At 46.6% G+C, this 25,532-nt stretch carries 25 protein-coding genes and 1 pseudogene; 21 read left to right on the top strand and 5 right to left on the bottom strand.

Going from position 1 to position 25,532, the window contains the following annotated elements; all coding sequences use genetic code 11:
- The first annotated feature begins 99 nt into the window (after positions 1-99).
- The 5 genes from HF864_RS01115 to HF864_RS01095 all read left to right on the top strand — a co-directional run bounded on the left by HF864_RS01115 (position 100) and on the right by HF864_RS01095 (position 5,881).
- Entirely contained in the window at positions 100-1,701 is a 1,602-nt protein-coding gene (locus HF864_RS01115; RefSeq protein ID WP_169461291.1) for an APC family permease, read from the top strand.
- 124 nt (positions 1,702-1,825) lie between these two features.
- Positions 1,826-3,664: an APC family permease gene (locus HF864_RS01110; RefSeq protein WP_169461290.1), complete on the top strand. Its 1,839-nt coding sequence runs from the start codon at positions 1,826-1,828 to the stop codon at positions 3,662-3,664.
- A 22-nt stretch (positions 3,665-3,686) separates the two neighbouring features.
- Positions 3,687-3,959 carry a hypothetical protein gene (locus tag HF864_RS01105; RefSeq protein WP_169461289.1) on the top strand — a complete coding sequence of 91 codons (273 nt, stop codon included), beginning with the start codon at positions 3,687-3,689 and terminating at the stop codon, positions 3,957-3,959.
- A gap of 114 nt (positions 3,960-4,073) precedes the next feature.
- Positions 4,074-4,493, top strand: coding sequence for a MarR family transcriptional regulator (locus HF864_RS01100; RefSeq protein ID WP_169461288.1), 420 nt, complete (start codon positions 4,074-4,076; stop codon positions 4,491-4,493).
- Positions 4,493-5,881 carry an MFS transporter gene (locus HF864_RS01095; RefSeq protein ID WP_169461287.1) on the top strand — a complete coding sequence of 463 codons (1,389 nt, stop codon included), beginning with the start codon at positions 4,493-4,495 and terminating at the stop codon, positions 5,879-5,881. Before HF864_RS01100 ends, HF864_RS01095 begins: the two co-directional genes overlap by 1 nt.
- A gap of 198 nt (positions 5,882-6,079) precedes the next feature.
- Here the strand turns inward: HF864_RS01095 and HF864_RS01090 are convergent, their stop codons facing one another.
- Positions 6,080-6,721 (bottom strand): YigZ family protein, encoded by a 642-nt coding sequence (locus HF864_RS01090; protein ID WP_169461286.1) that lies wholly within the window; start codon positions 6,719-6,721, stop codon positions 6,080-6,082.
- Between the two features lie 84 nt (positions 6,722-6,805).
- Between HF864_RS01090 and HF864_RS01085 the strand changes: the two are divergent.
- Positions 6,806-8,154 (top strand): annotated as a pseudogene (locus tag HF864_RS01085) (helicase-related protein).
- A gap of 62 nt (positions 8,155-8,216) precedes the next feature.
- Here the strand turns inward: HF864_RS01085 and HF864_RS01080 are convergent.
- A complete protein-coding gene (locus HF864_RS01080) occupies positions 8,217-8,369 on the bottom strand; it encodes a hypothetical protein (protein ID WP_169461285.1) in 153 nt (50 codons plus the stop codon).
- Between the two features lie 23 nt (positions 8,370-8,392).
- Between HF864_RS01080 and HF864_RS01075 the strand changes: the two genes are divergently transcribed.
- The 11 genes from HF864_RS01075 to trxB all read left to right on the top strand — a co-directional run bounded on the left by HF864_RS01075 (position 8,393) and on the right by trxB (position 19,078).
- A complete protein-coding gene (locus HF864_RS01075; protein ID WP_169461284.1) occupies positions 8,393-8,800 on the top strand; it encodes a phosphoribosyltransferase family protein in 408 nt (135 codons plus the stop codon).
- Between the two features lie 348 nt (positions 8,801-9,148).
- Positions 9,149-9,691: a ribosome-associated translation inhibitor RaiA gene (gene raiA / locus HF864_RS01070; RefSeq protein WP_006500424.1), complete on the top strand. Its 543-nt coding sequence runs from the start codon at positions 9,149-9,151 to the stop codon at positions 9,689-9,691.
- A gap of 211 nt (positions 9,692-9,902) precedes the next feature.
- Complete coding sequence (gene secA / locus HF864_RS01065; protein WP_169461283.1) at positions 9,903-12,269, top strand: preprotein translocase subunit SecA; 2,367 nt, start codon at positions 9,903-9,905, stop codon at positions 12,267-12,269.
- Positions 12,270-12,346: 77 nt separating this feature from the next.
- Positions 12,347-13,463 (top strand): peptide chain release factor 2 gene (gene prfB, locus HF864_RS01060; RefSeq protein WP_169461282.1). Its coding sequence is split into 2 segments (ribosomal slippage): positions 12,347-12,406 and positions 12,408-13,463, totalling 1,116 coding nucleotides; the frame shifts between segments, so codons are not numbered across the junction.
- A gap of 59 nt (positions 13,464-13,522) precedes the next feature.
- The gene (locus tag HF864_RS01055) at positions 13,523-13,858 is read left to right on the top strand and encodes a PspC domain-containing protein (RefSeq protein WP_169461281.1); all 336 of its coding nucleotides are present in this window, start codon (positions 13,523-13,525) and stop codon (positions 13,856-13,858) included.
- A complete protein-coding gene (locus HF864_RS01050) occupies positions 13,858-14,211 on the top strand; it encodes a phage holin family protein (RefSeq protein WP_169461280.1) in 354 nt (117 codons plus the stop codon). The genes HF864_RS01055 and HF864_RS01050 overlap by 1 nt, the downstream gene beginning before the upstream one ends.
- 20 nt (positions 14,212-14,231) lie before the next feature.
- Positions 14,232-15,206: an HPr(Ser) kinase/phosphatase gene (gene hprK / locus HF864_RS01045; protein ID WP_169461279.1), complete on the top strand. Its 975-nt coding sequence runs from the start codon at positions 14,232-14,234 to the stop codon at positions 15,204-15,206.
- The gene (gene lgt, locus HF864_RS01040) at positions 15,199-16,032 is read left to right on the top strand and encodes a prolipoprotein diacylglyceryl transferase (RefSeq protein ID WP_169461278.1); all 834 of its coding nucleotides are present in this window, start codon (positions 15,199-15,201) and stop codon (positions 16,030-16,032) included. Before hprK ends, lgt begins: the two co-directional genes overlap by 8 nt.
- Positions 16,025-17,041: an NAD(P)H-dependent glycerol-3-phosphate dehydrogenase gene (locus HF864_RS01035; protein WP_169461277.1), complete on the top strand. Its 1,017-nt coding sequence runs from the start codon at positions 16,025-16,027 to the stop codon at positions 17,039-17,041. The genes lgt and HF864_RS01035 overlap by 8 nt, the downstream gene beginning before the upstream one ends.
- A gap of 69 nt (positions 17,042-17,110) precedes the next feature.
- A complete protein-coding gene (gene galU, locus HF864_RS01030; RefSeq protein ID WP_169461276.1) occupies positions 17,111-18,016 on the top strand; it encodes a UTP--glucose-1-phosphate uridylyltransferase GalU in 906 nt (301 codons plus the stop codon).
- A gap of 126 nt (positions 18,017-18,142) precedes the next feature.
- Positions 18,143-19,078 (top strand): thioredoxin-disulfide reductase, encoded by a 936-nt coding sequence (gene trxB / locus HF864_RS01025; protein ID WP_169461275.1) that lies wholly within the window; start codon positions 18,143-18,145, stop codon positions 19,076-19,078.
- A gap of 50 nt (positions 19,079-19,128) precedes the next feature.
- On the opposite strand, the gene HF864_RS01020 is transcribed toward trxB, so the two are convergent.
- Entirely contained in the window at positions 19,129-20,070 is a 942-nt protein-coding gene (locus HF864_RS01020; protein WP_169461274.1) for an L-lactate dehydrogenase, read from the bottom strand.
- A gap of 177 nt (positions 20,071-20,247) precedes the next feature.
- Here HF864_RS01020 and HF864_RS01015 point away from each other — a divergent pair, with 177 nt between their 5' ends.
- The 3 genes from HF864_RS01015 to HF864_RS01005 all read left to right on the top strand — a co-directional run bounded on the left by HF864_RS01015 (position 20,248) and on the right by HF864_RS01005 (position 23,539).
- Positions 20,248-21,063, top strand: coding sequence for an HAD family hydrolase (locus tag HF864_RS01015; protein WP_240936847.1), 816 nt, complete (start codon positions 20,248-20,250; stop codon positions 21,061-21,063).
- A gap of 42 nt (positions 21,064-21,105) precedes the next feature.
- Positions 21,106-22,830: a phospho-sugar mutase gene (locus tag HF864_RS01010; protein ID WP_169461272.1), complete on the top strand. Its 1,725-nt coding sequence runs from the start codon at positions 21,106-21,108 to the stop codon at positions 22,828-22,830.
- Positions 22,831-22,900: 70 nt separating this feature from the next.
- On the top strand, positions 22,901-23,539 hold the full coding sequence (locus HF864_RS01005; protein ID WP_169461271.1) for a YfbR-like 5'-deoxynucleotidase: 639 nt from the start codon (positions 22,901-22,903) through the stop codon (positions 23,537-23,539).
- A 42-nt stretch (positions 23,540-23,581) separates the two neighbouring features.
- Here the strand turns inward: HF864_RS01005 and HF864_RS01000 are convergent, their stop codons facing one another.
- Together HF864_RS01000 and HF864_RS00995 are read right to left on the bottom strand one after the other, a co-directional pair.
- Positions 23,582-24,358, bottom strand: a complete 777-nt coding sequence (locus HF864_RS01000; protein ID WP_169461270.1) for a hypothetical protein — start codon at positions 24,356-24,358, stop codon at positions 23,582-23,584.
- A 14-nt stretch (positions 24,359-24,372) separates the two neighbouring features.
- Positions 24,373-25,164, bottom strand: coding sequence for a hypothetical protein (locus tag HF864_RS00995; RefSeq protein ID WP_169461269.1), 792 nt, complete (start codon positions 25,162-25,164; stop codon positions 24,373-24,375).
- Positions 25,165-25,295: 131 nt separating this feature from the next.
- Between HF864_RS00995 and HF864_RS00990 the strand changes: the two genes are divergently transcribed.
- Complete coding sequence (locus HF864_RS00990; protein WP_169461268.1) at positions 25,296-25,499, top strand: hypothetical protein; 204 nt, start codon at positions 25,296-25,298, stop codon at positions 25,497-25,499.
- Positions 25,500-25,532: the final 33 nt, after the last annotated feature.

The following is a 25,532-nucleotide window of genomic DNA, read 5'->3' as shown; positions in this document are numbered from 1 at the left end:
GTTGAGACGCTTTTTTGCGTTTAATGGCCACTTAGTGGTATTCTGTTAGTTATGTCCATTAAAATGATGGGCGCTAACTTATTTAGTGGAGTAATTTTTATGTCATCAAAAATACCTAGTCAGAAAATGTCTTTAACTTCCGTCATTTTACTGGCTCTGAATTCATTAATTGGATCCGGATGGCTGTTTGGGGCTGGCGAAGCGGCTAGAATTGCGGGGCCGGCAGCGGTTATTTCCTGGATTTTAGGGGCGATCATCATCATGGTGATTGCCTTTAACTACGTAGAATTAGGGGCGATGTTTCCAGAAAGCGGGGGCATGAGCCGCTATGCTCAATACAGTCACGGCCCGTTGTTGGGATTCGTAGCTGCTTGGGCTAATTGGGTCTCTTTGATTACACTGATTCCGATTGAAGCTGTAGCCTCGGTTCAATACATGAGCTCATGGCCATGGAGCTGGGCCAACTGGACGCGCAGCTTTGTCAGCCATGGCAGCATTACCAATCAAGGGCTGCTGGTGGTCTTTGCGTTTATGATCGTTTTTACGCTGATCAATTTCTGGTCAGTTAAGATCTTAACTCATTTTACGGGCTTGATCTCGATTTTTAAGCTGCTGATGCCGACTTTGACGATTGTTGTTTTGATGCTGAGTGGTTTTCATACCGGCAACTTTGGTCACAGCGTTCAAGGCTTTATGCCCTATGGCAGCCGTTCGATTTTTGAGGCGACAACGGTAGCCGGAATTATTTTTTCATACGATGCCTTTCAAACGGTCGTCAATTTGGGTGGCGAGATGAAGGATCCACAAAAAAACATCTATCGTGGGGTCGTGATCTCACTGACGATTACAGCTGTGCTATATATTCTGTTGCAGATTACTTTTATTGGTGCCGTTAAGCCATCACTTTTGTCTGTGCATGGCTGGCACGGGATTAATTTTGCTTCGCCGTTTGCAGATCTGGCCATTTTGATGGGGATCAACTGGCTGACGATTCTTTTGTATATTGATGCTTTTGTGTCGCCGTTTGGTACCGGGGTGGCTTTTGTTACCAATGCTTCACGAACGCTGGCGGCAATGGCGCGTGGCGATCATCTGCCAGCTTGGCTGGGGAGACTGCAGCGCCGTTATATGGTACCGCGTTTTGCCATGGTGGTGAATCTGATTTTGGCGGCTGTTTTGGTCTGCATTTTCCGCAATTGGAGTGCCTTGGCAAGTGTAATTTCCGCCTCAACGCTGATTGCCTATTTGACGGGACCGGTAGCTGCCGTAGCACTTAGAAAAATTGCGCCTGATTTGAAGCGGCCATTTAAGCCACGTTCTTTAAGCTGGATGGCACCATTGTCGTTTGTACTGACCAGTCTTGCAATCTATTGGGCAATGTGGCCGACGACGATTGAGGTGATTTTTGTCATTTGTCTCGGTCTGCCAATCTATGCCTATTATGAGATTCGTTACCATCACGTTTCTTGGAAGATGCAGCTGAAAGGATGCGGCTGGCTGTTGGGCTATCTGGTGTTCATATCAATTATGTCTTATCTGGGTAGTGATGGCTTTGGTGGTCAGAACTGGATTGAATATCCTTTTGACTTTGTTGTAATCATTTTATGTTCACTAGTATTTTACTGGTGGGGGATCAATAGCAGCGTTGCTGGCCAGGATCTTGAATTGGGACGGGCCGTCAACGCGCGCATCGATGAATAGCGCAGCTTTGATAAAGTCTTTTAAACCGCCGATCCGCCAATTGCGGGTGGGTGGTATTAACCATTTTAGTGGTGTAGAATAACTATTGACTTTATATCTTAATAGAGTGAAGGAGAAAAAGAATATGTGGCGGTATTTAAAACGCGTTCTCATTGGTAAGCCATTGAAGACGCTGGATGAAGGCCAGGCCCATTTGACCAAGTTTAAGGCATTGGCCTTGTTATCGTCGGATGCTTTATCATCCGTTGCCTATGGTACTGAACAGATTACGACTGTTTTGGTAACCTTGTCAGCGGCTGCGATCTGGTACTCACTGCCGATTGCAGCGATGGTTTTGATTCTGCTGGTGGCAATTACCCTTTCCTATCGACAGATCATCAATGCCTATCCAAGCGGTGGTGGTGCCTATGTCGTTGCTACCGAAAACTGGGGCCGCACCGGTGGCTTGTTGGCTGGTGGCTCACTTTTGGTTGACTATATGCTGACGGTCGCGGTTTCAACGACTTCCGGCACTGAAGCGATCGTTTCTGCGGTCCCGCAGCTTTATAAGTATTCGGTGCCGATTTCAGTCATTATCGTCTTGCTGATTATGATTTTGAACCTGCGGGGATTGAGTGATAGTGCCAATTTCTTAACGGTTCCGGTTTATTTCTTTATCGTTATGATCACGGCCATGATTGTTTGGGGCTTTATCAATATTGCCACGGGCCACTTGACCTATCATGCGACGGCATCGTTTGGAACACCGGTTGCCGGAATGTCGGCAGTGCTGTTTATTCGGGCTTTTTCAGCCGGTTCATCCTCATTGACCGGGGTTGAGGCGATCAGCAATGCCGTGCCAAACTTTAATGAACCTAAAAAGAAGAACGCGGCCAATACGCTGGCGATCATGAGTCTAATTCTGGCTGCCTTCTTTGGCGGAATCACGTTCTTTAGCTACTACTTTGGAATTGTGCCAAACTCACATGCCACCGTGCTTTCACAGATTGGTGCCGTAATCTTTGACGGTCATGGAATCGGCTTTTACCTGCTGCAGCTTTCTACGGCCATGATCTTAGCCGTTGCTGCCAATACTGGTTTTTCGGCCTTTCCAATTCTGGCGTTTAACATGGCCAAGGACAAGTATCTACCACATGCCTTTATGGATCGTGGGGACCGTTTGGGATATTCCAATGGGATCATTGCTCTGGCCGTTGGTGCCATCGTCATGATTTTGATCTTCCATGGTAAGACCAACATGTTAATTCCACTGTATGCGGTTGGTGTTTTTGTGCCATTTACGCTTTCTCAGTCCGGGATGATCATTCACTGGTTTAGACATCGCCAGGGACACTGGCTGGGCAAGTCCACGATCAATCTGGTCGGGGCCTTGATCTCGGCATGCCTGGTTGTCTTCTTGTTCTGGCAGCATTTTGGCAACGTATGGCCATACTTGATCATCATGCCTGCTCTGCTGTTTATGTTCTACAAGATTCACAACCACTATATCAAGGTCGGCATGCAGCTGCGGATTGCCGAAAAGACCAAGGTTCAGCTGCATGACTATGATGGTTCGACCGTGATCGTCTTGATTGGTAACGTGACCCGGGTTACCAAGGGAGCCATCAATTATGCGCGTTCAATCGGTGACTATGTCATTGCCATGCACGTCTCATTTGATGAAAACCCTGGTAAAGAACACAAGACGGCCAATGAGTTTAAAGCAGAGTATCCAGACGTACGGTTTGTCGATATTCATTCGTCATATCGCTCAATTGCCAAGCCAACGCTACGCTTTGTTGATGTCGTTGCCAAGCGAGCGGCAGCCAGAAACTATTCAACAACGGTTCTGGTACCGCAGTTTATTCCCAATAAGCCATGGCAGATGGCACTGCACAACCAGACCAGTGTCAGACTGCGAGCTGCTTTGAACTCACGGGAAAACATCGTCGTTTCCAGTTACAACTATCACTTGCATGAATAGCCAATAGGAGCAATTTTGAACTATGGAAAAATTTTTGAAGCATCGTCAATGGCTCTGGGCTGCATTAGGAGCAGTCGGTATCTTTTTGATTTCGAGCTTTTCAATTCGGCATCAGCACTTTGTTTCTGATCTAGGCGGCTTTTTGGGCTGCGTACTGCTGGTTGGCGCGTATTTGGGCTTTAATTGGACAAAGATTAAGAGTCATGATCGAAAAACCATTGCTTCGGTGCGATTGATCTTAGTTTTAGTTATCGTTTTGATCGGTTTGGAAGTAGTTCAATCATTGCTTGGTTAATTTAAACAAAAGACTGACATTGATGAAAATCAATGTCAGTCTTTTTTGTTTTGACAGGCAATGAGACATGCCTTAGCATATTAATGTTAGCCAGCTAACAAAAAGGAGAAAAACATGAGCTATCTGGAAAAAGAACTACACCAAACTGCCAACTATCTGGCCTGGAAGTTTGATCATTTTGCAAATGAATATGGATTGACCGGACAGCAGCTGTCAACGATTGATTTTTTGGCCAACCAGCCACAATGGCAAAGTACGCAGCATGCGATTGAATTGGAATTCAACATCAAACGGTCGACGACGGCCAAGATGCTGCAGCGAATGGAAAAAGCAAGGTTGGTTACCAGAAAAACTGCCAGCAATGACCGGCGCAGCAAGATCGTTTCATTAACACCGCAGGCCAGGGTGTTTGCCAAGACTGCTCGTCAGTATCTTGACATGCGTCAGCAGCGTTTGGAAAATCGTTTTTCTTCTCAACAGCTGGCAGACTTTGAAGAAGTTTTGGCATATCTGCAAGAAAAGAGTGATGATTAGTGAATCAAACGGATCGAATCGATAAGCGGGTCTACGCAGCGATTCTAGCAACGGGACTGATGTCGTTTAGCGGTGTGATTGTGGAAACGGCAATGAACATAACCTTCCCCACATTGATGAAGGAATTTGATATTACAACAAACATGGTTCAGTGGATGACATCGATCTATCTATTGATCGTGGCAATTATCGTGCCACTGTCAGCCATCTTAAAGAAGTCGTTTGCAACCAAAAAATTATTTTTATGTGCCAATCTGCTGTTTATTACTGGGGCTTTGATTGATGCTTTGGCGGGCAGCTTTGCCTTTTTGCTGATGGGGCGAGCAATTCAAGGAATTGGAACGGGGATTGCCTTACCATTGATGTTCAATATTATTTTGGAACAGGTACCGCAAAGTAAAATTGGTTTTATGATGGGACTGGCCAATATGATTACCGGGATCGCGCCAGCAATCGGTCCAACCTTTGGCGGAATCGTCGTCAGCAGTTTTGGCTGGCGTTGGGTCTTTTACTTTTTATTACCACTATTGGTAATCTCTTTGCTCTTGGGAATCTGGGGTATTGAGCAAAAATCGGCTATTGAGCGGCAAAAAATCGATGGCATCAGCTTTGCTGGTATTGCCATGATGTTTTCCGGCTTGATTTTTGGCTTCAGCAACCTCAGCAGTGGTCAATTCTTAAGCTGGCAAGTTGGTGGCGCACTTTTGTTTGGACTGATTGGCATGATTGTTTTGATTGTGCGCTCACTAAAGATTGCGGTGCCAATCTTGAATCTAAGACTGTTTAATAACCAAGCTTTTGCTGGACACGTACTGGGCTTCTTTTTGACGCAGATCATCTCATTGGGCTTTGCCTTTTTGTTGCCAAATTATATTCAGCTGGTCAATGGCAACTCAGCGCTGCTGGCTGGGCTATTGGTCTTACCGGCTGGCTTTATGGGAGCATTTTTTGGTCCGTTTGGTGGCAAGCTGCTGGACCAATATGGTCCGCGCAAGCCGATTTTAGCCGGCTTTACCAGCTGTGTGATCTCATTGGTGCTGTTTGCAGCCTTCAGCCGACAGCTAAGCAATATGTTTATTATGCTGATCTATATTTTGTATATGGGCGGCATGGGTGCGTGTATGGGCTGTGTTATGACCAGTGCCTTAAATACTTTGCAAGTTAAGGAGCGAACTCAAGGGAATGCGATTATGAACACGCTGCAGCAGTTTGCTGGTGCGATGGGGACCTCGCTTTCGGCTACCGTAGTGGCACAGAGTCAATACCATCTGCATGTTGGAACGGCTAAAGCTACGGCAATCGGTACGCAGCATGCCTTTATCATGCTGTTGATTTTTAGTCTGATCGTTTGGCTGAGCTACTTTAAGAGCGTGCCAAAGGAAAAATAAATAAACAAAGAAGCTGGGAATTAACTCAACCTCTTAACTATGTATGGATAATAATGCCTCAGCGCAGTAGCTGGCTGGCAGTTCAAATGCTGATAAATCAGCATTTGACCGACCTAGCCATCCTTGCGGAGGTTCGAAGACAAACTCCGAAAATCGGTCGCAAACTGATTCTCGGAGTTTTTTCTCACTCTCTTTTAATTATGCCTTGGAATATGGAATCTCGTGAATGCGCGTCGGGCCTTTTTCAATTGTCAGCTGGTTGTTGAAACGATCAGTCAGTTGCTTTAGCCGTTCACTTAGCTGATCTTCATCAACATATATGCTGACGATGACACTGGCACCGTAATCTTCAGCGGCAATCTCAAGGTTGTTTTGCTTTAAAAAATAAAGTAGTGAGTCATGCTGTGAATAGGAAACATTGACTTTTAAAACGGCCTGCTCGACACGTTCGACCAGTCCGGCCTGTTCGATAGCCTGCGATACCGAATTGCTGTAGGCACGAATCAAGCCGCCAGCTCCCAGCTTGATGCCGCCAAAATAGCGGGTGACGACGGCTAAAACGTTATGCAGCTGATTGGCCTTTAAAGCTTCCAGCATTGGTACGCCGGCGGTTCCACTGGGCTCGCCGTTGTCGCTTTCACGCTGAATCTGGTCGTGTTCGCCGATCAGGTAGGCAAAGCAGTTGTGGGTTGCCTTGCGGTGAAGCTTATTAATCTGGGTAATTGCCGCTTGCGCCTGCTCTTCAGACTCAACGCGAAACAGGCTGCAGATAAAGCGTGATTTTTTAATGATGATTTCATGGGTGACATCTTGAGCAATAGTTAAAAATGGCGCAGTCATAAAAATTCCTCTTTATTATTTTATCGCTTAATTTAATGTGAACATGATCTAATTGGCATAGAGTATCTCAGGAGGGGATTTGAAATGATAGAAGACTATTTTGGCCGTCGGATCTTGGTACCAATCGTTGATATGCCAAAAACACTGCCAGCAAAAATCAAGGTACTGCCAACGATGAAAGTTGCCAAAAGTACAATCATCTGTCAGCGCTGCGGTGCAAGAATCAGTTTAAGTGCCGCAGCGCTGCCCAATCATGAATTTTATTGCCCCATTTGCCTGAATCTAGGTCGAGTTGATACGCTGAGTAAATTTTACCATGTTGCCGAGCCAAATCAATTTTGTCCGCCATATCCGCAGCTGATTTGGCAAGGTCAGCTTTCATTGCTGCAAGAGCAGGTAGCAAAAGAGGTCCAGGTGAGCATGTGCCATCATGAAAGACGATTGATCTGGGCGGTTACGGGAGCTGGCAAGACAGAAATGATGTTTAAAGGACTGGCTGAGCGGCTGCAGCAAGGTGAGCGAATCGCTTGGGCCTCGCCGCGCGTTGATGTTTGCCTAGAGATTTATCCGCGTTTAAAAAAAGCATTTAAAAACTGCGAGATTGCACTGTTGTACGGCAAAGCCCAAGAACCGTATCACTATCGACAGCTGACCGTCTGCACCACCCATCAGCTACTGAGATTTTATCATGCCTTTGATAATCTGATCATTGATGAGGTCGATGCCTTTCCATTTGCGACTAACCCCCAGCTGTACTTTGCTGCCCAAAATGCCGTTAAGCCTGATGGTGGGATGACTTTTTTAACGGCTACGCCTGGTAAAGCATTGCTGCAGTCCGTAAAGCGAGGTCAACTGCAAGTCAGTTATCTGCCGTTGCGCTATCATGGCCATTTATTGCCAGTACCAAGAGTTGAGTTGACCTTAAACTGGCGTCTTCAGCTGCAAAAAGGTCATTTGCCGCCCAAAGTCAGACAAACACTGCAGCATGAGCTTGCGACTGGCCAGCGTTTTTTGCTTTTTGTACCACACGTTAAGGATCTGCCGGCAGTCAAGCTTGCTTTGCATAATGATTTGGAAACGATGGATTTTGCGACTGTCTATGCCAGTGATCCAAAGCGTCTGGAAAAAGTACAGGCGATGCGTGATCAAAAGTATTTTTTTTGGTTACGACGTCAATTTTGGAACGCGGCGTTACGTTTCCAGAAATTGATGTCATAATTCTGGGTGCCGATGATGAGGTTTTTTCAGCATCCGCGCTGGTTCAAATGGCGGGCCGAGCGGGGCGTTCACAAAAGCGTCCTACTGGCAGCGTCTGGTTTTACGTTGGGGCAATGAGCCGCCGGGTTCGCGAGGCTTTGTATCAGATTGCCTATATGAATCAAAAGGGGGCGCGTCTACTTGCTAAAATGCCTGCTTTGCGGCGCGACGATTGAAAAGCGTCTCAGCCTAAAACAATTGCTGCTGCCAGGTCGAATCCCACAGCCTAAAATATGTATCAAGTGTCAAAGTCGCCTTGTTTTAAGGAAAAGTACTCATCCATGTCCAGGATGCGGTCGAAAGCTACTGGCATCGGAAACGATATGCTGGGAATGTCAACAATGGCAGCATCAGTATGGCTGGCTATTGGCCAATCAAAGTCTTTACGCATATAATGACATGATGCGTGAATATATGAAAAGATATAAGTTTCAAGGAGACTATGGACTGCGCTTGGCTTTTCAGGCTGAATTCAACCAATTTTTAAAAGAATTTGACTATGATGTATTGGTCCCCATTCCGATAGCGCCGCATACATGGCAGACGCGCGGCTTTAATCAGACAACGGCTCTTTTGACACTGCCCTATACCACGGCCTTGACGACAATTGCGAATAATAAACAGAAACAATCATCCAAAACACGGCAAGAACGTCTAAAAACGCCACAGATTTTTCGCCTGACGCAACCACAAAAAATCATTCATCAGCGGGTTTTATTGGTTGATGATGTCTATACGACCGGCCGGACACTATATCATGCAGCGGTTTTATGCCATCAGGCCGGTTGTCTTGAAGTCAAGAGTGCCACCTTGGTCAGTTAAAATTCTGTAAACGATTACAAAATGAATTTGTCTATTAAGGCAAAGTAATCTATAATAGAATCAGGATATGAGAAGAGTGGTCCTTCTGATATCAATCAGAACAAGCTTTTTGCTTGGACTGGAAGGAGATGAATTTCTGTCGGCAGATCTGGCGAGCACTATGCAATAGCAACCCAATAAGTCTTATAGCTGATTTATTGGAAAAATTGCGGTTGTGGCTATCACCGTAGACTGCTGCTTGAGGCAAGGGCAGTGGTCTTGGGTGCCGTCTTTTCAGATTAATCTGTGACGGTAAGCATAGTGGGTAAATAATCAAATCTCGTCATTTTTGAGCGACAGAGAAGTGCAATGCTAAAATTCAATATTCGTGGTGAAAACGTCGAAGTTACCGAATCGATTCGCGACTACGTCATCAAGCGGATCAGCAAGCTGGAAAAGTTCTTCGAAGATAACGTTGAAGCAAACGCGCACGTTAATCTGAAGGTCTACCCTAACAAGACTTTCAAGGTTGAAGTAACGATTCCACTTCCATACTTGACGCTGCGGGCGGAAGAAACCTCTAGCGACATGTACGGTAGCATTGACCTGGTTACCGATAAACTGGAACGTCAAATCCGTAAGTACAAGACCAAGGTTAACCGTAAGTCCCGTGAAAAGGGCTACAAGAACATGGACTTTGTACCTGATGTTGAAGACGAACCAGTCAGTGACGACTTAAAGATCGTTCGGACCAAGCAAATCTCCTTGAAGCCAATGGACCCAGAAGAGGCAGTTTTGCAAATGGACATGCTGGGACATGACTTCTTTGTCTTTGAAGATGCTGAAACCAATGGTACCAGCGTCGTATACCGTCGTAAGGATGGTCGCTACGGTCTGATTGAAATCAACTAGTCCGTAATCAAAGGAAAAGGAATGGCAATTTTGGCCATTCCTTTTTTAGTTACAAAAAAGCCGGCATTGATTAAGGGTCGTTGAACAGTTTCGTGTTCATGTCGCTGGTTCCATGTTAAAATGGAAAATATGAAAATAAAATGATAATGGGTTAGACCGCACTTGGCGATTTAGCTTTTTAGAATCATTGTAATGGAGGAAATGACGCTTAATGGCGAACATACTGAAAAAGTGGATTGAAAGCGATCGACGCGAGCTGCGCCGGATTGATAAGATTGCCAATCGGGTAGAGAGCTATGCTGATCAAATGAGCAAGCTGACTGATGAGCAGCTGCAGGCCAAAACGCCAGAATTTCGGCAGCGCTACCAAAAAGGCGAGTCGCTTGACGATATGCTGCCAGAAGCCTTTGCCGTTGCTCGTGAGGCAGCTAAGCGGGTTTTGGGACTGTATCCCTTCCACGTCCAGATCATGGGGGGCATCGTTCTTCACGAAGGTAACATCGCAGAAATGAAAACTGGTGAAGGTAAGACGCTGACGGCCACAATGCCGGTCTACCTTAATGCGATTTCTGGTGAAGGTGTACACGTTATTACCGTTAATGAATATCTTTCCAAGCGTGACGCAACGGAAATGGGACAGCTGTACAATTGGCTTGGCTGCTCGGTTGGGGTCAACAACTCTGAGATGGATCCTGACGAAAAGCGTAAGGCCTACCAGTGCGACATCATGTATTCAACCAACAGCGAGATTGGTTTTGACTACTTGCGTGACAATATGGCTGTCTACAAAGAAGATCAGGTTCAGCGTGGCTTGAATTTTGCCATTGTCGATGAGGTTGACTCAATCTTGATTGATGAGGCACGGACGCCATTGATTATCTCAGGACCGGGTACGGGAACGTCAAAGCTTTATCAACAGACCGACCGCTTCGTCAAGAAACTGAAAAAAGACGTCGACTACAAGATTGATTTGGAATCCAAGACGGTTTCGCTGACTGATGAAGGAATCAAAAAAGCTGATAAGTACTTTAATCTGGATAACCTTTACAACCCAGAGAACACGGCTTTGACGCACCACCTGGATCAAGCGCTGCGGGCCAACTACATCATGTTGCGTGATAAGGACTACGTGGTTTCAAAGGATAAAGAAGTCTTGATCGTGGATTCATTTACTGGACGGATCATGCAGGGTCGGCGCTTTTCAGATGGTCTGCATCAGGCAATTGAAGCCAAAGAGCACGTGCCGATTCAAGAAGAAAACAAGACGATGGCCAACATCACCTACCAAAACCTGTTCCGGATGTACAAAAAACTTGCCGGGATGACGGGAACGGCCAAGACCGAACAAGAAGAGTTCCGTGAGATCTACAACATGGAAACCATCTCGATTCCAACCAACCGTCCCGTAGCCCGGATTGACGAGCCAGACCTGCTCTACCCAACTTTGGAAAGCAAGTTTAAGGCCGTCGTCAAGCGGATTAAGGCATTACACGAAAAGGGCCAGCCCGTTTTGGTTGGTACGGTGGCTGTTGAAACGTCAGAATACCTGTCTGAAATGCTGGACAAAGAGCATATTCCGCACGTTGTCTTAAACGCTAAGAACCATGCCAAAGAAGCCGACATCATCAAGAATGCCGGACAAGTTGGTGCCGTTACGATTGCTACCAACATGGCTGGTCGTGGTACTGACATCAAGCTGGGACCCGGTGTGCGTGAGTTGGGCGGCTTGGCGGTAATTGGGACTGAACGTCATGAAAGTCGCCGAATCGACAACCAGCTGCGAGGCCGTTCTGGTCGTCAGGGTGATCCTGGGATTTCGCAGTTCTATCTGTCACTGGAGGATGATCTGATGCGTCGTTTTGGTGGCGATCGCATCAAGGCCTTCTTGGAACGGATGAAGGTTGAAGATGAGGATGCCGTCATCAAGAGCCGCTTTTTAACGCGTCAGGTTGAATCAGCTCAAAAGCGGGTTGAAGGGAACAACTACGACTCGCGTAAAAACGTGCTTCAATATGACGATGTAATGCGTGAGCAGCGTGAGATCATCTACAAGGAGCGTCAGCAGGTTATTACTGAAGAGAAGTCCTTAAAGTGGGTTTTGATGCCAATGGTTGAACGTACGATTCAACGTGAGGTTGATCAGCACACGCTGGGTGATCAAAAGGACTGGAAACTCCAAGAGATTGTTGACTTTGCCGTTGAAACGCTGGTCAAGCCAGAGCAGATCAGTATCAAGGATCTTGAAGGAAAGTCTCAAGAAGAGATTACCAAACATTTGATGAGTCTGGCCAATGGCGTCTATAAAGACAAGCAGCGCCAGCTTTATGATCCAGCACAGATGCTTGAGTTTGAAAAGGTTGTTATCCTGCGGGTCGTGGACTCTCACTGGACCGATCATATCGATGTGATGGATCAGTTCCGGCAGTCAGTTGGCCTGCGTGGCTATGGTCAGCTTAATCCATTGGTTGAGTATCAGACGGCTGGCTACCATATGTTTGAACAGATGATTGCCGATATTGAATATGAAACAACGCGTCTTTTCATGAAGTCGGAAATCAGACACAACGTTGAACGATAAAACCAAACAGGTACGGCAGCAAGGCGCCAAGCACGGTACCGCTGCCGTATTTTTGATTATTGAAAGGAAGAGTCACTTTGGAACTAAGTGAAGCCAAAAAGAATTTAGAAGCAATGCAGGCTGAGGTTGCACGCTTCGGGAGGTCTCTTTGACCTGGATGCATTAAATGAGCGTATCGCTGAAAACGAGCATCAAATGACCGCTCCTGATTTTTGGAACGACAATGAGACTGCTCAAAAAGTCATCAATGAAAACAATGACTTAAAGGCCAAACGCGACACCTACGTGCATCTAAAAGAACAGCTTGAGAACCTGCAGACGACGATTGAACTGTTAAGCGTTGAGCCCGATGATGAGCTTAAAGAAGCGTTTGACCATGACTATGAGGCCACGCAAAAAGAACTGCGTGAATATCGACTGACGCAGCTTTTGGATGGCCCATACGATGACAAAAACGCAATTTTAGAAATTCATCCTGGTGCTGGCGGTACCGAAGCTCAAGACTGGGGGGCAATGCTTTTGCGCATGTATGTCCGTTGGGCAGAGCGGCATGGCTTTGTCGTGGAGACGGCCAACTATGAAGCTGGTGAAGAAGCCGGTATCAAGAGTGTCAGTCTATTGATTAAGGGCCGCAACGCCTATGGCATGCTGCGCAGTGAAAAAGGCGTTCATCGTCTGGTTAGAATCTCGCCATTTGACGCAGCCAAGCGCCGTCATACGTCATTTGCCAGTGTTGACGTCATGCCTGAACTTGATGACAGTGTTCAAATCGACATCGATCCATCTGATCTGCGCGTTGATACCTTCCGTTCATCAGGTGCCGGTGGTCAGCATATCAATAAGACCGAATCGGCCGTCCGGATCACTCACTTGCCAACTGGGATCGTGGTGGCTTCGCAGGCTGAGCGTTCACAGCTGCAGAACCGTCAGACGGCGATGAGTATGCTGAAATCCAAGCTCTATGAACTGGAAGAAGAAAAACAGGCCAAGCAGCGTGCTGAGATCGAAGGAGTACAGCTGGATATTGGCTGGGGCTCACAGATTCGTTCATATGTCTTCCAACCATACACGATGGTCAAAGATAATCGCAGCGGCTATGAGACCCATGACGTGCAGGGCGTAATGGATGGCGATTTGGACCCATTTATCAATGCCTATCTGCAATGGCGGCTCAGCAAGAAAAATCCACGTTAAAGCAGATTGTGATGAAAGCGAAAACAAAGTAAGATAGATAAGGAAAGGAAGGGAAAATCTTGACCAGAGAACAGCGTTATAAACCAAATCGTCGCCTGACTCGATCAGCAAGCGATCGTTATATTGCCGGTGTGTTTGGCGGCTTGGGTCGTTATTTTAAGATCGATCCTAAATGGCTGCGAATCGGCTATGCGGTGCTGACGATTTTGACTTCGATCGTCCCAGGGGTTTTGATCTATCTGCTGATGGCAATCATCATTCCAGCAGACCCACAACCTTTCAATTTTTTTGACTGGCTGAGCCATACCAAAAAAGGCGAACCGGAGCCAAAAGAATCACGACGAGTATTGCATAACGTCGAAGAGCATGATGTTAAATCAGGAAGGAAAGATTAATGGGCTTTTTTAAGAGCATTTTGATTGATGCCGTTTTATTTATCGCCTTAGCGGGCATATTTGCTCAGACCGGAATGTTTTATGTCTCCAGCGTTGGTGCAGCTTTGCTGGCCAGCCTGGTGCTAGCAGTTCTGAATGCTTTGGTAAAACCCTTTTTGATGCTGATCTCCTTGCCAATCAACGTCTTGACGCTAGGACTTTTCAGCATTGTAATCAATGGCTTGATGTTGATTATGACCTCGAGCGTAGTTGGTAAAAGCGCATTTTACTTTTCATCGCTGTGGTCAGCCATGCTGATTGCCTTAATTATGTCAGTATGCAATACGATTATTGCCAATCACTTTGAAAGCTAATTATCAGGAAGTGAATAAAAATGCCAGAAAGCGTAACTGTTGAAGAGTTGGTCAAAAACGTCCGACTCAAAGTGCTGCAGGGTGAAGACTATCTGCAGCGGCCAATCGTCACCAGTGACATCTGTCGGCCAGCATTGGAATTTGCCGGCTACTTTACTCATTATCCAGCTGAGCGAATTCAGCTCTTGGGAATTACGGAAACCTCTTTTGCCAAGGACATGACTCAAGAGCACCGAACGGAATATATGACCAAGATGTGCATGCCACAGACGCCATGCTTCGTTATCTCAACGGATCTGCCAATTCCAGTAGAACTGTCAAAAGCTGCCGAAGAGGCTCATATTCCAATTTTGGGTACGCATCTGACCTCTTCGCGAATTCTAAGCAACATGACCTCATATTTGGTTGGCTGTCTGGCCAAACGGCAGTCACTGCACGGGGTTTTGGTTGACATCAACGGAATTGGGGTTCTGATTACCGGTGACTCAGGGGTCGGTAAATCAGAAACGGCGCTGGAGCTGGTTCGGCGTGGTCATCGGCTGGTTGCCGATGATCGTGTTGAGGTTTACGCCAGAGACGAACAGACGCTGGTTGGCTCAGCACCGGCAATTCTTGATCACTTAATGGAAATTCGGGGCATCGGGATTATTGATGTGATGAACCTGTATGGTGCCGGGGCCATTATGGAAAGCGACATCATCAACTTCATCGTACACCTGGAAACATGGACGCCCGATGCACAGTTTGACAGGCTTGGCGACCGTGGTGACACCCAGACGATTCAAGGCGTTATCATTCCTAAGGTATCAATTCCGGTCAAAACCGGTCGTAACTTGGCTATTATTATTGAATCAGCAGCGATGAACTATCGTGCTGAAACGATGGGATACGATGCCACCAAGACTTTTGATGACAACTTAAACCGGCTGATTCAACAAAATTCGGTTCACGACACACAGGCAAAGGAACAAAAACAGGGTCAAGAGCATGACTGATACACTCTTGAGTTTGGATCCGATTGCCTTTCGCCTGGGGGCAATCAAGGTTCACTGGTATGGTATCATTATTGCAACTGGTGTCGTTTTGGCACTGTGGCTTTCGATTCGTGAGGGCCAGCGCAAGGGACTCGATGAGGATTACTTTTACGACTATCTTTTATGGGCGCTGCCAATTGCTGTAATCTGTGCTCGCATTTATTACGTGGCGTTTCAGTGGTCGTATTACTCTCGTTTTCCTGGTGAGATCATTGCAGTCTGGGATGGTGGGATCGCTATTTATGGCGCGATTCTGGGTGGCTTTTTGACCCTGTGGCTTTTTTGCCGGGCGAGAAGAATATCGACTTGGACGATGCTGGACGTCATTGCGCCAACCGTGATTATGGCTCAGGCGATGGGACGCTGGGGAAACTTTTTCAACCAAGAAGCCTTTGGGAAAATCACGACGCTGGTTGCCTTAAAGGCTCAGCACCTACCTGCTTTTATCATTAATCAAATGTATATTGGCGGTCATTATCACGTGCCGACTTTTCTATACGAATCATTGTGGGATCTGACAGGCTTTTTGCTATTGGTGAGCCTGCGCCATCGCCCACATTTGTTTAAGCAGGGTGAAATCTTTTTGACCTACGTTATGTGGTATGCATTTGGCAGATTCTTTATTGAAGGAATGCGCACGGACAGCCTGATGATCGGCCCCTTGCGCATCTCGCAAGTCTTATCTGCCGTCTTCTTTATTGGTGCACTAATAATTTGGATCACGCGGCGTCATTCAAAACAATTACCATGGTATGCCGCATCGTTGAAAGGAGAAAAATATGAGTAACAAAATTGCTGTTTTAGGTGCCGGATCATGGGGCAGTGTCTTAGCTAATCTTTTGGTTGGCAACAATCAAGAAGTAATGCTTTGGTCACGTGACTCCGAACAGGTGGTTACGATGAATCGCTGGCACATCAATCCTCAATACATGAAGGACTTTAAGTACTCCCCAGATCTAAAGGCGACTGATGACATGGAAGAAGCTGTGCGGGGTGCCGAATATATTTTGATGGTCATTCCAACCAAGGGCTTGCGCGAAGTTGCCGGTAACCTGAATCAGATTCTGGTTAAGCTGAACCAAAAGCCACTTTTGATTCACGCCACTAAGGGTCTGGAACAGGAAACCTACAAGCGTCCTTCTCAAATGCTGGCCGAAGAAATTGATGAAAACCATCGTCAAGACATTGTCGTGCTTTCCGGCCCAAGCCATGCCGAAGACGTTGCTATCCAAGATATGACGGCGGTTACGGCCGCCTGTGCCAACCTGGCGGCAGCTGAGCGCGTTCAAAAACTGTTCTCCAACAACTTCTTCCGGGTTTACACCAATGATGACGTCATCGGCGCTGAATTTGGTGGAGCCTTAAAAAACATTATTGCAATCGGTGCCGGTGCACTGCAGGGACTGGGCTACAAGGACAATGCACGGGCAGCTCTGATTACGCGGGGACTGGCTGAGATTCGGCGCTTAGGCGTGGCCTTTGGTGCTAATCCATTCACGTTTATTGGCCTTTCTGGTGTTGGTGACCTGGTCGTAACGGCTACCAGTAAAAACTCACGTAACTGGCGAGCCGGCTATCAGCTGGGGCAAGGACGCCAGTTAGAGGATGTCATCAGCAACATGGGTATGGTTATTGAAGGAATCTACACGGCCAAGGCAGCCTATGAACTGGCCCAAAAACGCAATGTCAAAATGCCGATTACCGAGGCACTCTACCGGGTTCTTTATGAAGGAGAAGACATTGAAACGGCGATTACCAATCTGATGAGTCGAAAGGCCACATCTGAAATGGAATAATCTGCCATAAGTATGGTAGAATGTAAGCGTGTAACTATTCTGCTATGAAGCTGAAAGGATTTTTTGATAATGAAACAAGTTCGTAAAGCAATTATTCCTGCAGCTGGTCTGGGGACGCGGTTCTTACCGGCTACCAAGGCTTTAGCTAAGGAAATGCTGCCAATCGTTGACAAACCAACGATTCAATTTATCGTTGAAGAAGCCCGCAAGTCAGGCATTCAAGACATCGTCGTTGTTGATGGCAAAAACAAGCGCTCGATTGAAGATCACTTTGATTCCAACCCAGAGCTGGAAGACAACCTGCGTGACAAGCATAAGGACGAGATGCTCAAGCTGGTTCAAGAAACCACTGACATCAACATTTACTTTATTCGTCAATCTCACCCACGTGGTTTGGGAGATGCTGTTTTGACGGCGCGTGACTTTATTGGTGATGAGCCATTCGTTGTAATGCTTGGTGACGATTTAAACGACATCAACAACAACGGTACGCCGCTGACCAAGGAACTGATCGACAGCTATCAAGAGACGGGTGCCTCTACTTTAGCCGTTATGCGCGTGCCACATGAGGATACTTCAAAATACGGTGTGATCAATCCAAGTCAGGAAGTCAAGCCAGGGCTGTTCAACGTCACGAGCTTCGTTGAAAAACCAGATCCAAAAGATGCACCAAGCGATCTGGCAATTATTGGCCGTTACGTCTTTACGCCAGAAATCTTTGACGTACTGGCTAAGACCAAGCCAGGCAAGGGCAATGAGATTCAACTGACGGATGCCATCAATACGCTGAACAAAACGCAACGGGTCTTTGCCCACGAATACAAAGGCGACCGCTACGATGTCGGCAACAAGTTTGGCTGGATCGAAACCAACATTGAATATGGTCTGAACCACCCAGAAGTCAAAGACGAGCTGCGCGAATACATTAAAGAACTCGGTGCCAAAATGACTGCTGAGGACAAAGCCAAGAAATAACATAAAAATGGGACGCCGTTATCAGCGCCCCATTTTTATTAACTAACAAAAAGTAAGCAAAGTTGTGGACAAATAAAATTAAACCAAGTAAGATGGCATTAATCATAAATTATACGGAGGAACAACATGGCAGAAGAAAAACAAACCAGTTATGACGTAATCGTGGTTGGTGCTGGGCCTGCCGGCATGACTGCGGCCTTGTATGCCTCACGGGCCAATTTGTCCGTGTTGATGCTGGATCGCGGTATCTATGGCGGTAATCTGAACAACACGGCGGCAATCGAAAACTATCCTGGCTTCAAGTCAATCCAAGGACCTGAACTGGCCCAGGATATGTACCAAGGAGCAACCCAGTTCGGTGCTCAGTATGCCTACGGAACGGTGGAAAAAGTTGAGCTTGATGGTGATCTAAAGCGTCTGACGACTGACATGGGCGATGTTTTTGAAACCAAGGCCCTGGTAATTGCAACGGGAACCCAGCAGCGTCATATGGGCGTCCCAGGTGAAGAAGAATATGGTGGCCGCGGCGTATCCTACTGCGCGGTATGCGATGGTGCCTTCTTTAAAAACAAGCATGTTATCGTTGTTGGTGGTGGCGACTCTGCCGTTGAGGAAGGAATGTATCTGACTCAGCTGGCCGATAAGGTAACGGTTGTCGTTCGTCGTGATCAGCTGCGGGCTCAGCCATTGATTCAAGAACAGGCCAAGCAAAATAACAAGATGGAGTTTGTCTTCAACACCAGCGTTACCGAAGTGCTTGGCGATGAAAACAAAGTTACCGGCGTTAAGGTACACAATTCGCAAATCGGTGCGGATGAGCAGCTACAAGCAGACGGTGTCTTTATCTACGTTGGCAGCCTGCCAATGACGGCGCCGTTTAAGAATCTGGGTATCCTAAATGAGCAGGGCTATGTTAAGACCAATGATCTGATGGCTGCCGATGTACCAGGCATCTTTGCCATTGGTGATGTGCGTGAGACGCCACTGCGCCAAGTAGCAACAGCAGTTGGTGATGGTGCGATTGCCGGTCAACAGGTTTACCAATACCTAAGAAGTCTTTAAGCCAAAAAAGGATGGGTGATAACCCATCCTTTTTTATTGCCTTGGTATGCTTATTTGCCTTCTTTGGCGGCTTCTTGACTTTCGGCATACTTTTGCTTGATGTAGTTGGCAGAGGTCTGCAGCTTTTCCAGTTCTTCATCAGTCAGATCCAGTTGAACCTGTTCCAAGATGCCATCGCGACCAACCACGGCAGGGTAGGAAAGATAGGTGCCGTATTCTTCACGATAGTTGGAAACTGGCAGTTCCGTGTGGGCATCGGAAAGAATCGTGTTGACCAGACGAACGGCAGCCGTTGCGACCCCGTAGTTAGTGTACTTCTTGCCACGGAAAACGGTAAAACCGCCAACCCGTGCTTCTTGGTCCAGACTGTCCAGATCAAGGCCGCGATCCTTGGCCAGTTCAGTAATTGGCTGATCCAAAACGCGAACCGTTGACCAAGCCGTAAATTGTGAGTTACCGTGTTCGCCAAGGTTATAGCCGGTAACGGAACGAGGATCCAGATGTAGACGCTGAGCCACAGCCCGCTTCATCCGTGCAGAGTCAAGCAGCGTCCCGGTACCAATGACATGGTTCTTTGGCAGACCAGTAACTTCTTGGTAAATTGAAGTAATCACGTCAACTGGGTTGGTAATTACCACCATCTTGCCATGGAAGCCAGATTCTTTGATCTTTTGAGCAACCTCACGGACTTGAACGCGCGTAAATGGCAGTTCGGCAAAGCGGTCATCATCTTTGTTGTCCTGCAGCTTGATATTGCCAAGCGCGGAAACCACAACGTCAGCATCTTCCAACTGTGAGTAGTCGTTAACGAAGATGTTGGTGTGGTTCTTAAGGTTTGGCATTGCGTCGTAGAAGTCCAATGCGTCAGCTTTGACTTTAGCTTCGTTTTTGTCAATCAGCACCAGGTCGTCAACAAATCCACAGGCGACAATATAGTGAGCAACTGCGGCACCAACGTTTCCCATTCCGATAACAGCAACTTTTCGACTCATACGGACATCTCCCTTAAAATTAGAATTAAAACTTATTTTTTAATGTTTTTTTAATCTTAACGCTATTTTTTATAAATGTCCATGAAAAGTTTGCTGAAAATGGCAAACTTTTTGCGAGTCGACCATGCTAAGATTAGAAAAATACCATCTTTAAGGAGGAATGATTTAACAGTGGGCATGCAATATTATCTAATCAGCGATCTGGACCATACGCTGCTCAATGAACAAGGCAGATTGAGTCAAAGAACGATTCATGCCGTCGTTTCTAGCGGTCTTTCACTGATGCTGGCCTCAGCAAGAATGCCGGCTCAGATGCTGGATGTCATCAATCAGCTGCAACTGAAGGGACCACAGACAGCCTTAAATGGCGCGGTTGTTTTTCAGCCAAATCAGGATAAATTTGAAATCTTAAACCAGCATGCGATTCCTGATCCAGCCGCGCAAAAGGTGCAAGAATTGATTGAATCGGTGTTTCCTCAGCTCAATCTTACCTGGATGGATGCTTTTGCTTGGCATGTCTCAACTTATGACCAAGGGGTAGCCAATGAGATCTTTTATACTGGCATCAAGCCAGTCTATGATGTGCATAATCGCCCAATCCAAAACGCACTGCAAATGCTTTTGATCATTGAAGATCCCATCCTTTTAAAAAAGGTCAAATCAGCAATCCTAAGTCTGCAGTCAGCTGAGATTGCAGTACATGAAGCCGGTGATGGCTATTTGACGATTAACGCAGCCAGTGCCGATAAGAGTCAGGCTGCGCATTATTTGATCAATCATGGCCTAGCCAGTTATGATCAGTTGATGGCATTTGGCGACGATGAAAACGATCTGCCGTTGCTTAAAAGCGTCTCTCATCCGGTTGCCATGGCAAATGCCAGTCAAAACGTTAAGGAAAGCGCTGAGATAATTGCTTTAAGCAACGAAAAAGATGGTATAGCCCAAATTATTGAACGAATTGCACCAAACAAGGACCAAGTGCGGTATACTTAAGTTACTGTGATACAGGTGATTATAATTTAAGGAGATGTCATTGTGAGTTGGAAAGATACCTACCAAACCTGGCTCGATCGTAAAGATCTGGAACCTGGCTTGAAGCGTCAATTGGCAGCAATGAAGGACGAAAAAGAAATTGAGGATGCCTTTTATGGTCCGCTTTCGTTTGGAACGGCCGGCATGCGGGGATTGATGGGTCCGGGCATCAATCGAATGAACGTTTACACGGTTCGGCAGGCTACGGAAGGTCTGGCTCAATTTATGGACACGCTGGGCGAAGAAATCAAGCAGCGCGGGGTTGCCATCAGCTACGACTCCCGTCACAACTCGCGTCTGTTTGCACACGACGCTGCCCGTGTTCTGGGAGCCCACAACATTAAGGTCTACATCTACGATAATCTGCGGCCAACCCCTGAGCTGTCGTTTGCCGTACGCTACAAGCACACTTATGCCGGTATTATGATTACGGCCAGCCATAACCCTAAGGAATACAACGGCTACAAGATCTACGGTGAAGACGGCGGTCAGATGCCACCTAAGGAATCTGATCTGATGACCAGCTATATTCGCAAGATTGATGATATTTTTGATATCAAGCTGGCTGACGAGCAGGAAATGCTGGATAACGGTATTGAAAACATCATGGGCGAAGACGTGGACGCCGCTTACCTTGAAAATGCCAAGACGGTTACGATCGACCATGAGCTGGCCAAAAAGTACGGTAAGGAAATGAAGTTTGTCTTCACGCCGCTGTGCGGAACCGGTCGAATGCTTGGCGAACGGGCCCTGCGTCAAGCCGGCTTTACCAACTATGAGGTAGAACCATTTGAAGGTCAGCCAAATGGTGATTTCCCTGGCTTGGAACATCCAAATCCAGAATTCCCTGAAGCCTTCGTTCGTTCTGAAAAGCTGGGTAAGCAGGTTAATGCCGATATTCTGATCGCTACTGACCCTGATGCCGACCGTCTGGGATGTGCAATTCGTCAGCCAGATGGTGAATACCTGCTCTTGACTGGTAACCAGATTGCCTCAATCATGCTGCACTACATTTTGGAAGCCCACAAACAGGCTGGTACGCTGCCAGAAAATGCAGCTGCTGTTAAATCGATCGTTTCGACTGAGTTTGCCACCAAGATTGCTGAAGATTACGGAGTCAAGATGGTCAACGTCTTAACCGGCTTTAAGTGGATTGCCGATCAGATTCACCAATATGAGACCAAGCACAACCACACGTTTATGTTTGGTTTTGAAGAAAGTTTCGGCTATCTGATCAAGCCATTCGTCCGCGACAAGGATGCCATTCAAACGCTGACGCTGCTGGCTGAAGTAGCTGCCTATTACCGGAGCCGCAATATGACGCTGTACGATGGTCTGCAGGAACTGTTCCAAAAGTATGGCTACTTCCAAGAAAAGACGATTGCCAATACTTATGCCGGGGTTGAGGGACCTGCTAAGATCAAGGGCTTGATGAAGAAGTTCCGTGAAGAGGCACCAAAGGACTTTGCCGGTCAAAAGGTTGCAGCTACCGAAGACTTCTCCAACAATACCAAGACGCTGGCCGATGGTACGGTTGAAGAACTGGGCATTCCAGAATCAAACGTACTGCGCTATGTTTTGGCTGATGGTACCTGGATTGCTATTCGTCCTTCTGGTACGGAACCAAAACTTAAGTACTACATTGGTACGAGTGCCGACACTTTGGATGGCGCCAAGCAAAAGCTGGTTGACTTTGAAAAGGCACTGCAAGAATTTGCTGAAGCCTAGCCAAGCTGAAAACGACTTGCGGGAAACCACAAGCCGTTTTTATTATTATTTTAAGAAAGCAGGTGATCAAATGGGAATGCATGAATACTTAAAAAGTCTGAGTGATCTTGAGATGATCAACCGTGCACCGGGATATTTTAAATTTGAGCAGCATAACGTTGCAGCTCATTCGTTTAAGGTTACCCAGGCGGCACAGATGCTGGGCGATATTGAAGAGCAGGCTGGCAATGAGATTGATTGGCGCTCGCTTTATGAAAAGGCCTTGAATCATGACTATACGGAACGCTTCATCGGTGATATCAAGACGCCGGTCAAGTATGCCACGCCAGAGCTGCGTGAGATGCTGGCCAAAGTTGATGACTCATTGACGGAAAACTTTATTGAAACTGAAATTCCGCTAGAGTTTCGTAAGGCCTATCGGCGACGCTTTAGCGAAGGTAAAGATGATACGATTGAAGGACGAATTTTATCCGTGGCTGATAAGATCGATCTGATGTATGAGTCGTTTGGCGAAATTCAAAAAGGCAATCCAGAGCCGGTCTACATGGATATTTATCGCTCCAGTCTAGAATCGATCATGGAGTTTCATGAGATGGCCAGCGTTAAGTATTTCTTAAAAAGGATTCTGCCTGAACTCTTAAAAGACAATGCGGGGACGCAAAGTCAGACGCAATTGGCCGTTGTTACCACGCAGATTATTCAACGTTAAAATTAAAATAAAAAGATTCTGCCGAAATGCAGAATCTTTTTGTTATATGGAAAATGGCAACAGCAGCTGGACATGTCTTGAATTGACGTTTGCAAGCGGCAGTGATTTAAATGAATCTTGAGTTAAGGGCTCATTATGCCAGCTATTTTGAGTGGGTACCAAAAGATAAGGCCAAGCTGCTTGAATTCTTGAGGTCATGGAAAAATTAATAACAACCTCGCTAAACCAGCGATGGACTAGTGCCATGGCAATATTGCTTAAAGCACCGACAAAGTCTGCAACGTTATTAAAATGAGCCAGTTCAGCATCGTAATCCAAAATCTCATGATCATGGGCCAGATCTCTAGCCAGGGCAAGCAGCGGTACGATGCCGGTCTGTAGCAGAAAATAGTCGTTTCTATCATGTGACTGACCGTGATAAAGCTGCAGGGCCTGCCAGGACTGCTGAGTGCCGATGACGTCAAGCAGAGCTGCTACAACTTCTATAGTCTGAACGACGGTCTGTTCAGAAGCGGGTCGCAATGAATTGGCATAGCTGGTCATCATTTGATCGGCAAGGCTGGTCGAGCCGGCAAAGCGCCAGGGATTGGCCATGAACTCTTCGGTAAATGAAGGAATTACATGATGAAGTCTCTGGGCGGCAATGCGCTCGCGCTGCTCATCAAAAACGGTAAACGTGTTCAGTCCCAGCGGTGAATAGTAAAATTCCGTCTCACCCGGTTTTAATGGTGACGATGAAAATGTCTTTAAAATGTAGTCATGGACTGGGTCGCTGGAAAACTCCTGCAATAATAGTTCAAACAACTCATCTGGGATCATCAGCATCATCCTTTCTAATCATGATCCTCACTGGCCAAATCGGCATTCAAAGACATGGCCATAATGACGCGACCATGCAGATTCCAATAATCCGCGCGTGTAGGAAACTCATTTTGCAGCGTCCAGTGCTCGAAATGGCGATCCGGCTGTAAAAACAAGGTGTCGCTAGCAGCGGCCTCGCCAAGGTCAGGCTGCTCGGTCATTTCCAGTGCTAAGGCATGAAATAAGGTAAAAACCCATTGATCAAACTGATGATAATTGGTTGAAAATAAATCATCAGCCGAGAAGTTAAAGGCATTTTCCATTGAGTGGGCTAAATGATATAAAGGTGCAAAGCCGGCGGTAAACATCTGATAGTCATGATGCATTGGGTCAGTACCGAAAAAGCACAGTAAGGCATGATCCAATGATGTCGTTCCCACATGATCCAATAACTGGGCGCTGACTCGCCAGATATGAATTGGCTGACCAGTCAGCTCTTCCATCCAGCGCGTGGCCTGAGCCGTTGAATAGCGATAGTCGCTTTCGTTAAAGTCCTGGCTGAAACTTTGAGAAAAGGCCAGCTGCTGAAATTTCTCCGGAATGCCGCGCTTTTTTTGCATCATCAGTGAGCGCTGATTCAGTTCCATCCGTGCTTGATCATAAGCTGCGATGGTTGTTTTAGTGGGCCGAAAGATAAACTCGGTCTGTCCGGGCTTTAAAAGTGGTGAGCGAAAGAATCCGGTTAGATAATTGGTATGCCGATTAAAGCGGTAGGTCAGATACTCACGCTCCAATCCTTTGCACATGGCTGGCGTAACAAACATGGCCAACTTCCTTTCCGATACTGAATAGATATAATTAATTTTTTCACGTTTTTTCTGATTTGACAAATAAATGCATTTTTGAACTTGATCGCCTATAATTTAGTTCAACGCTACTGCAAGGGGGATTTTAAATGGATAAGCCAACGCGCCGTCGAATTGATGGTCAGATTCTACTGTCGGGCCTGGCTAATTTTGCCATGTTTGTCGGCGGCTTTTGTCTGGCCGGTCGTCATATGGGCTGGATGGCGGCCATGCTGCTGATTTATCTGGCAGCTACGGGACTGCAGTTTTATCTGATGGGTAAATTAGCTACCCAACAGCGTCATGATGATTAAAAATGCGCTATACTAAGTGAAGAATAATTTAAA

It is taken from the genome of Lactobacillus sp. MRS-253-APC-2B (genome assembly GCF_012843675.1).
Lineage (GTDB): Bacteria > Bacillota > Bacilli > Lactobacillales > Lactobacillaceae > Limosilactobacillus > Limosilactobacillus pulli.
Note: the sequence above shows the minus strand (reverse complement) of the source record. Positions and strands in the feature narration are given on the sequence as shown.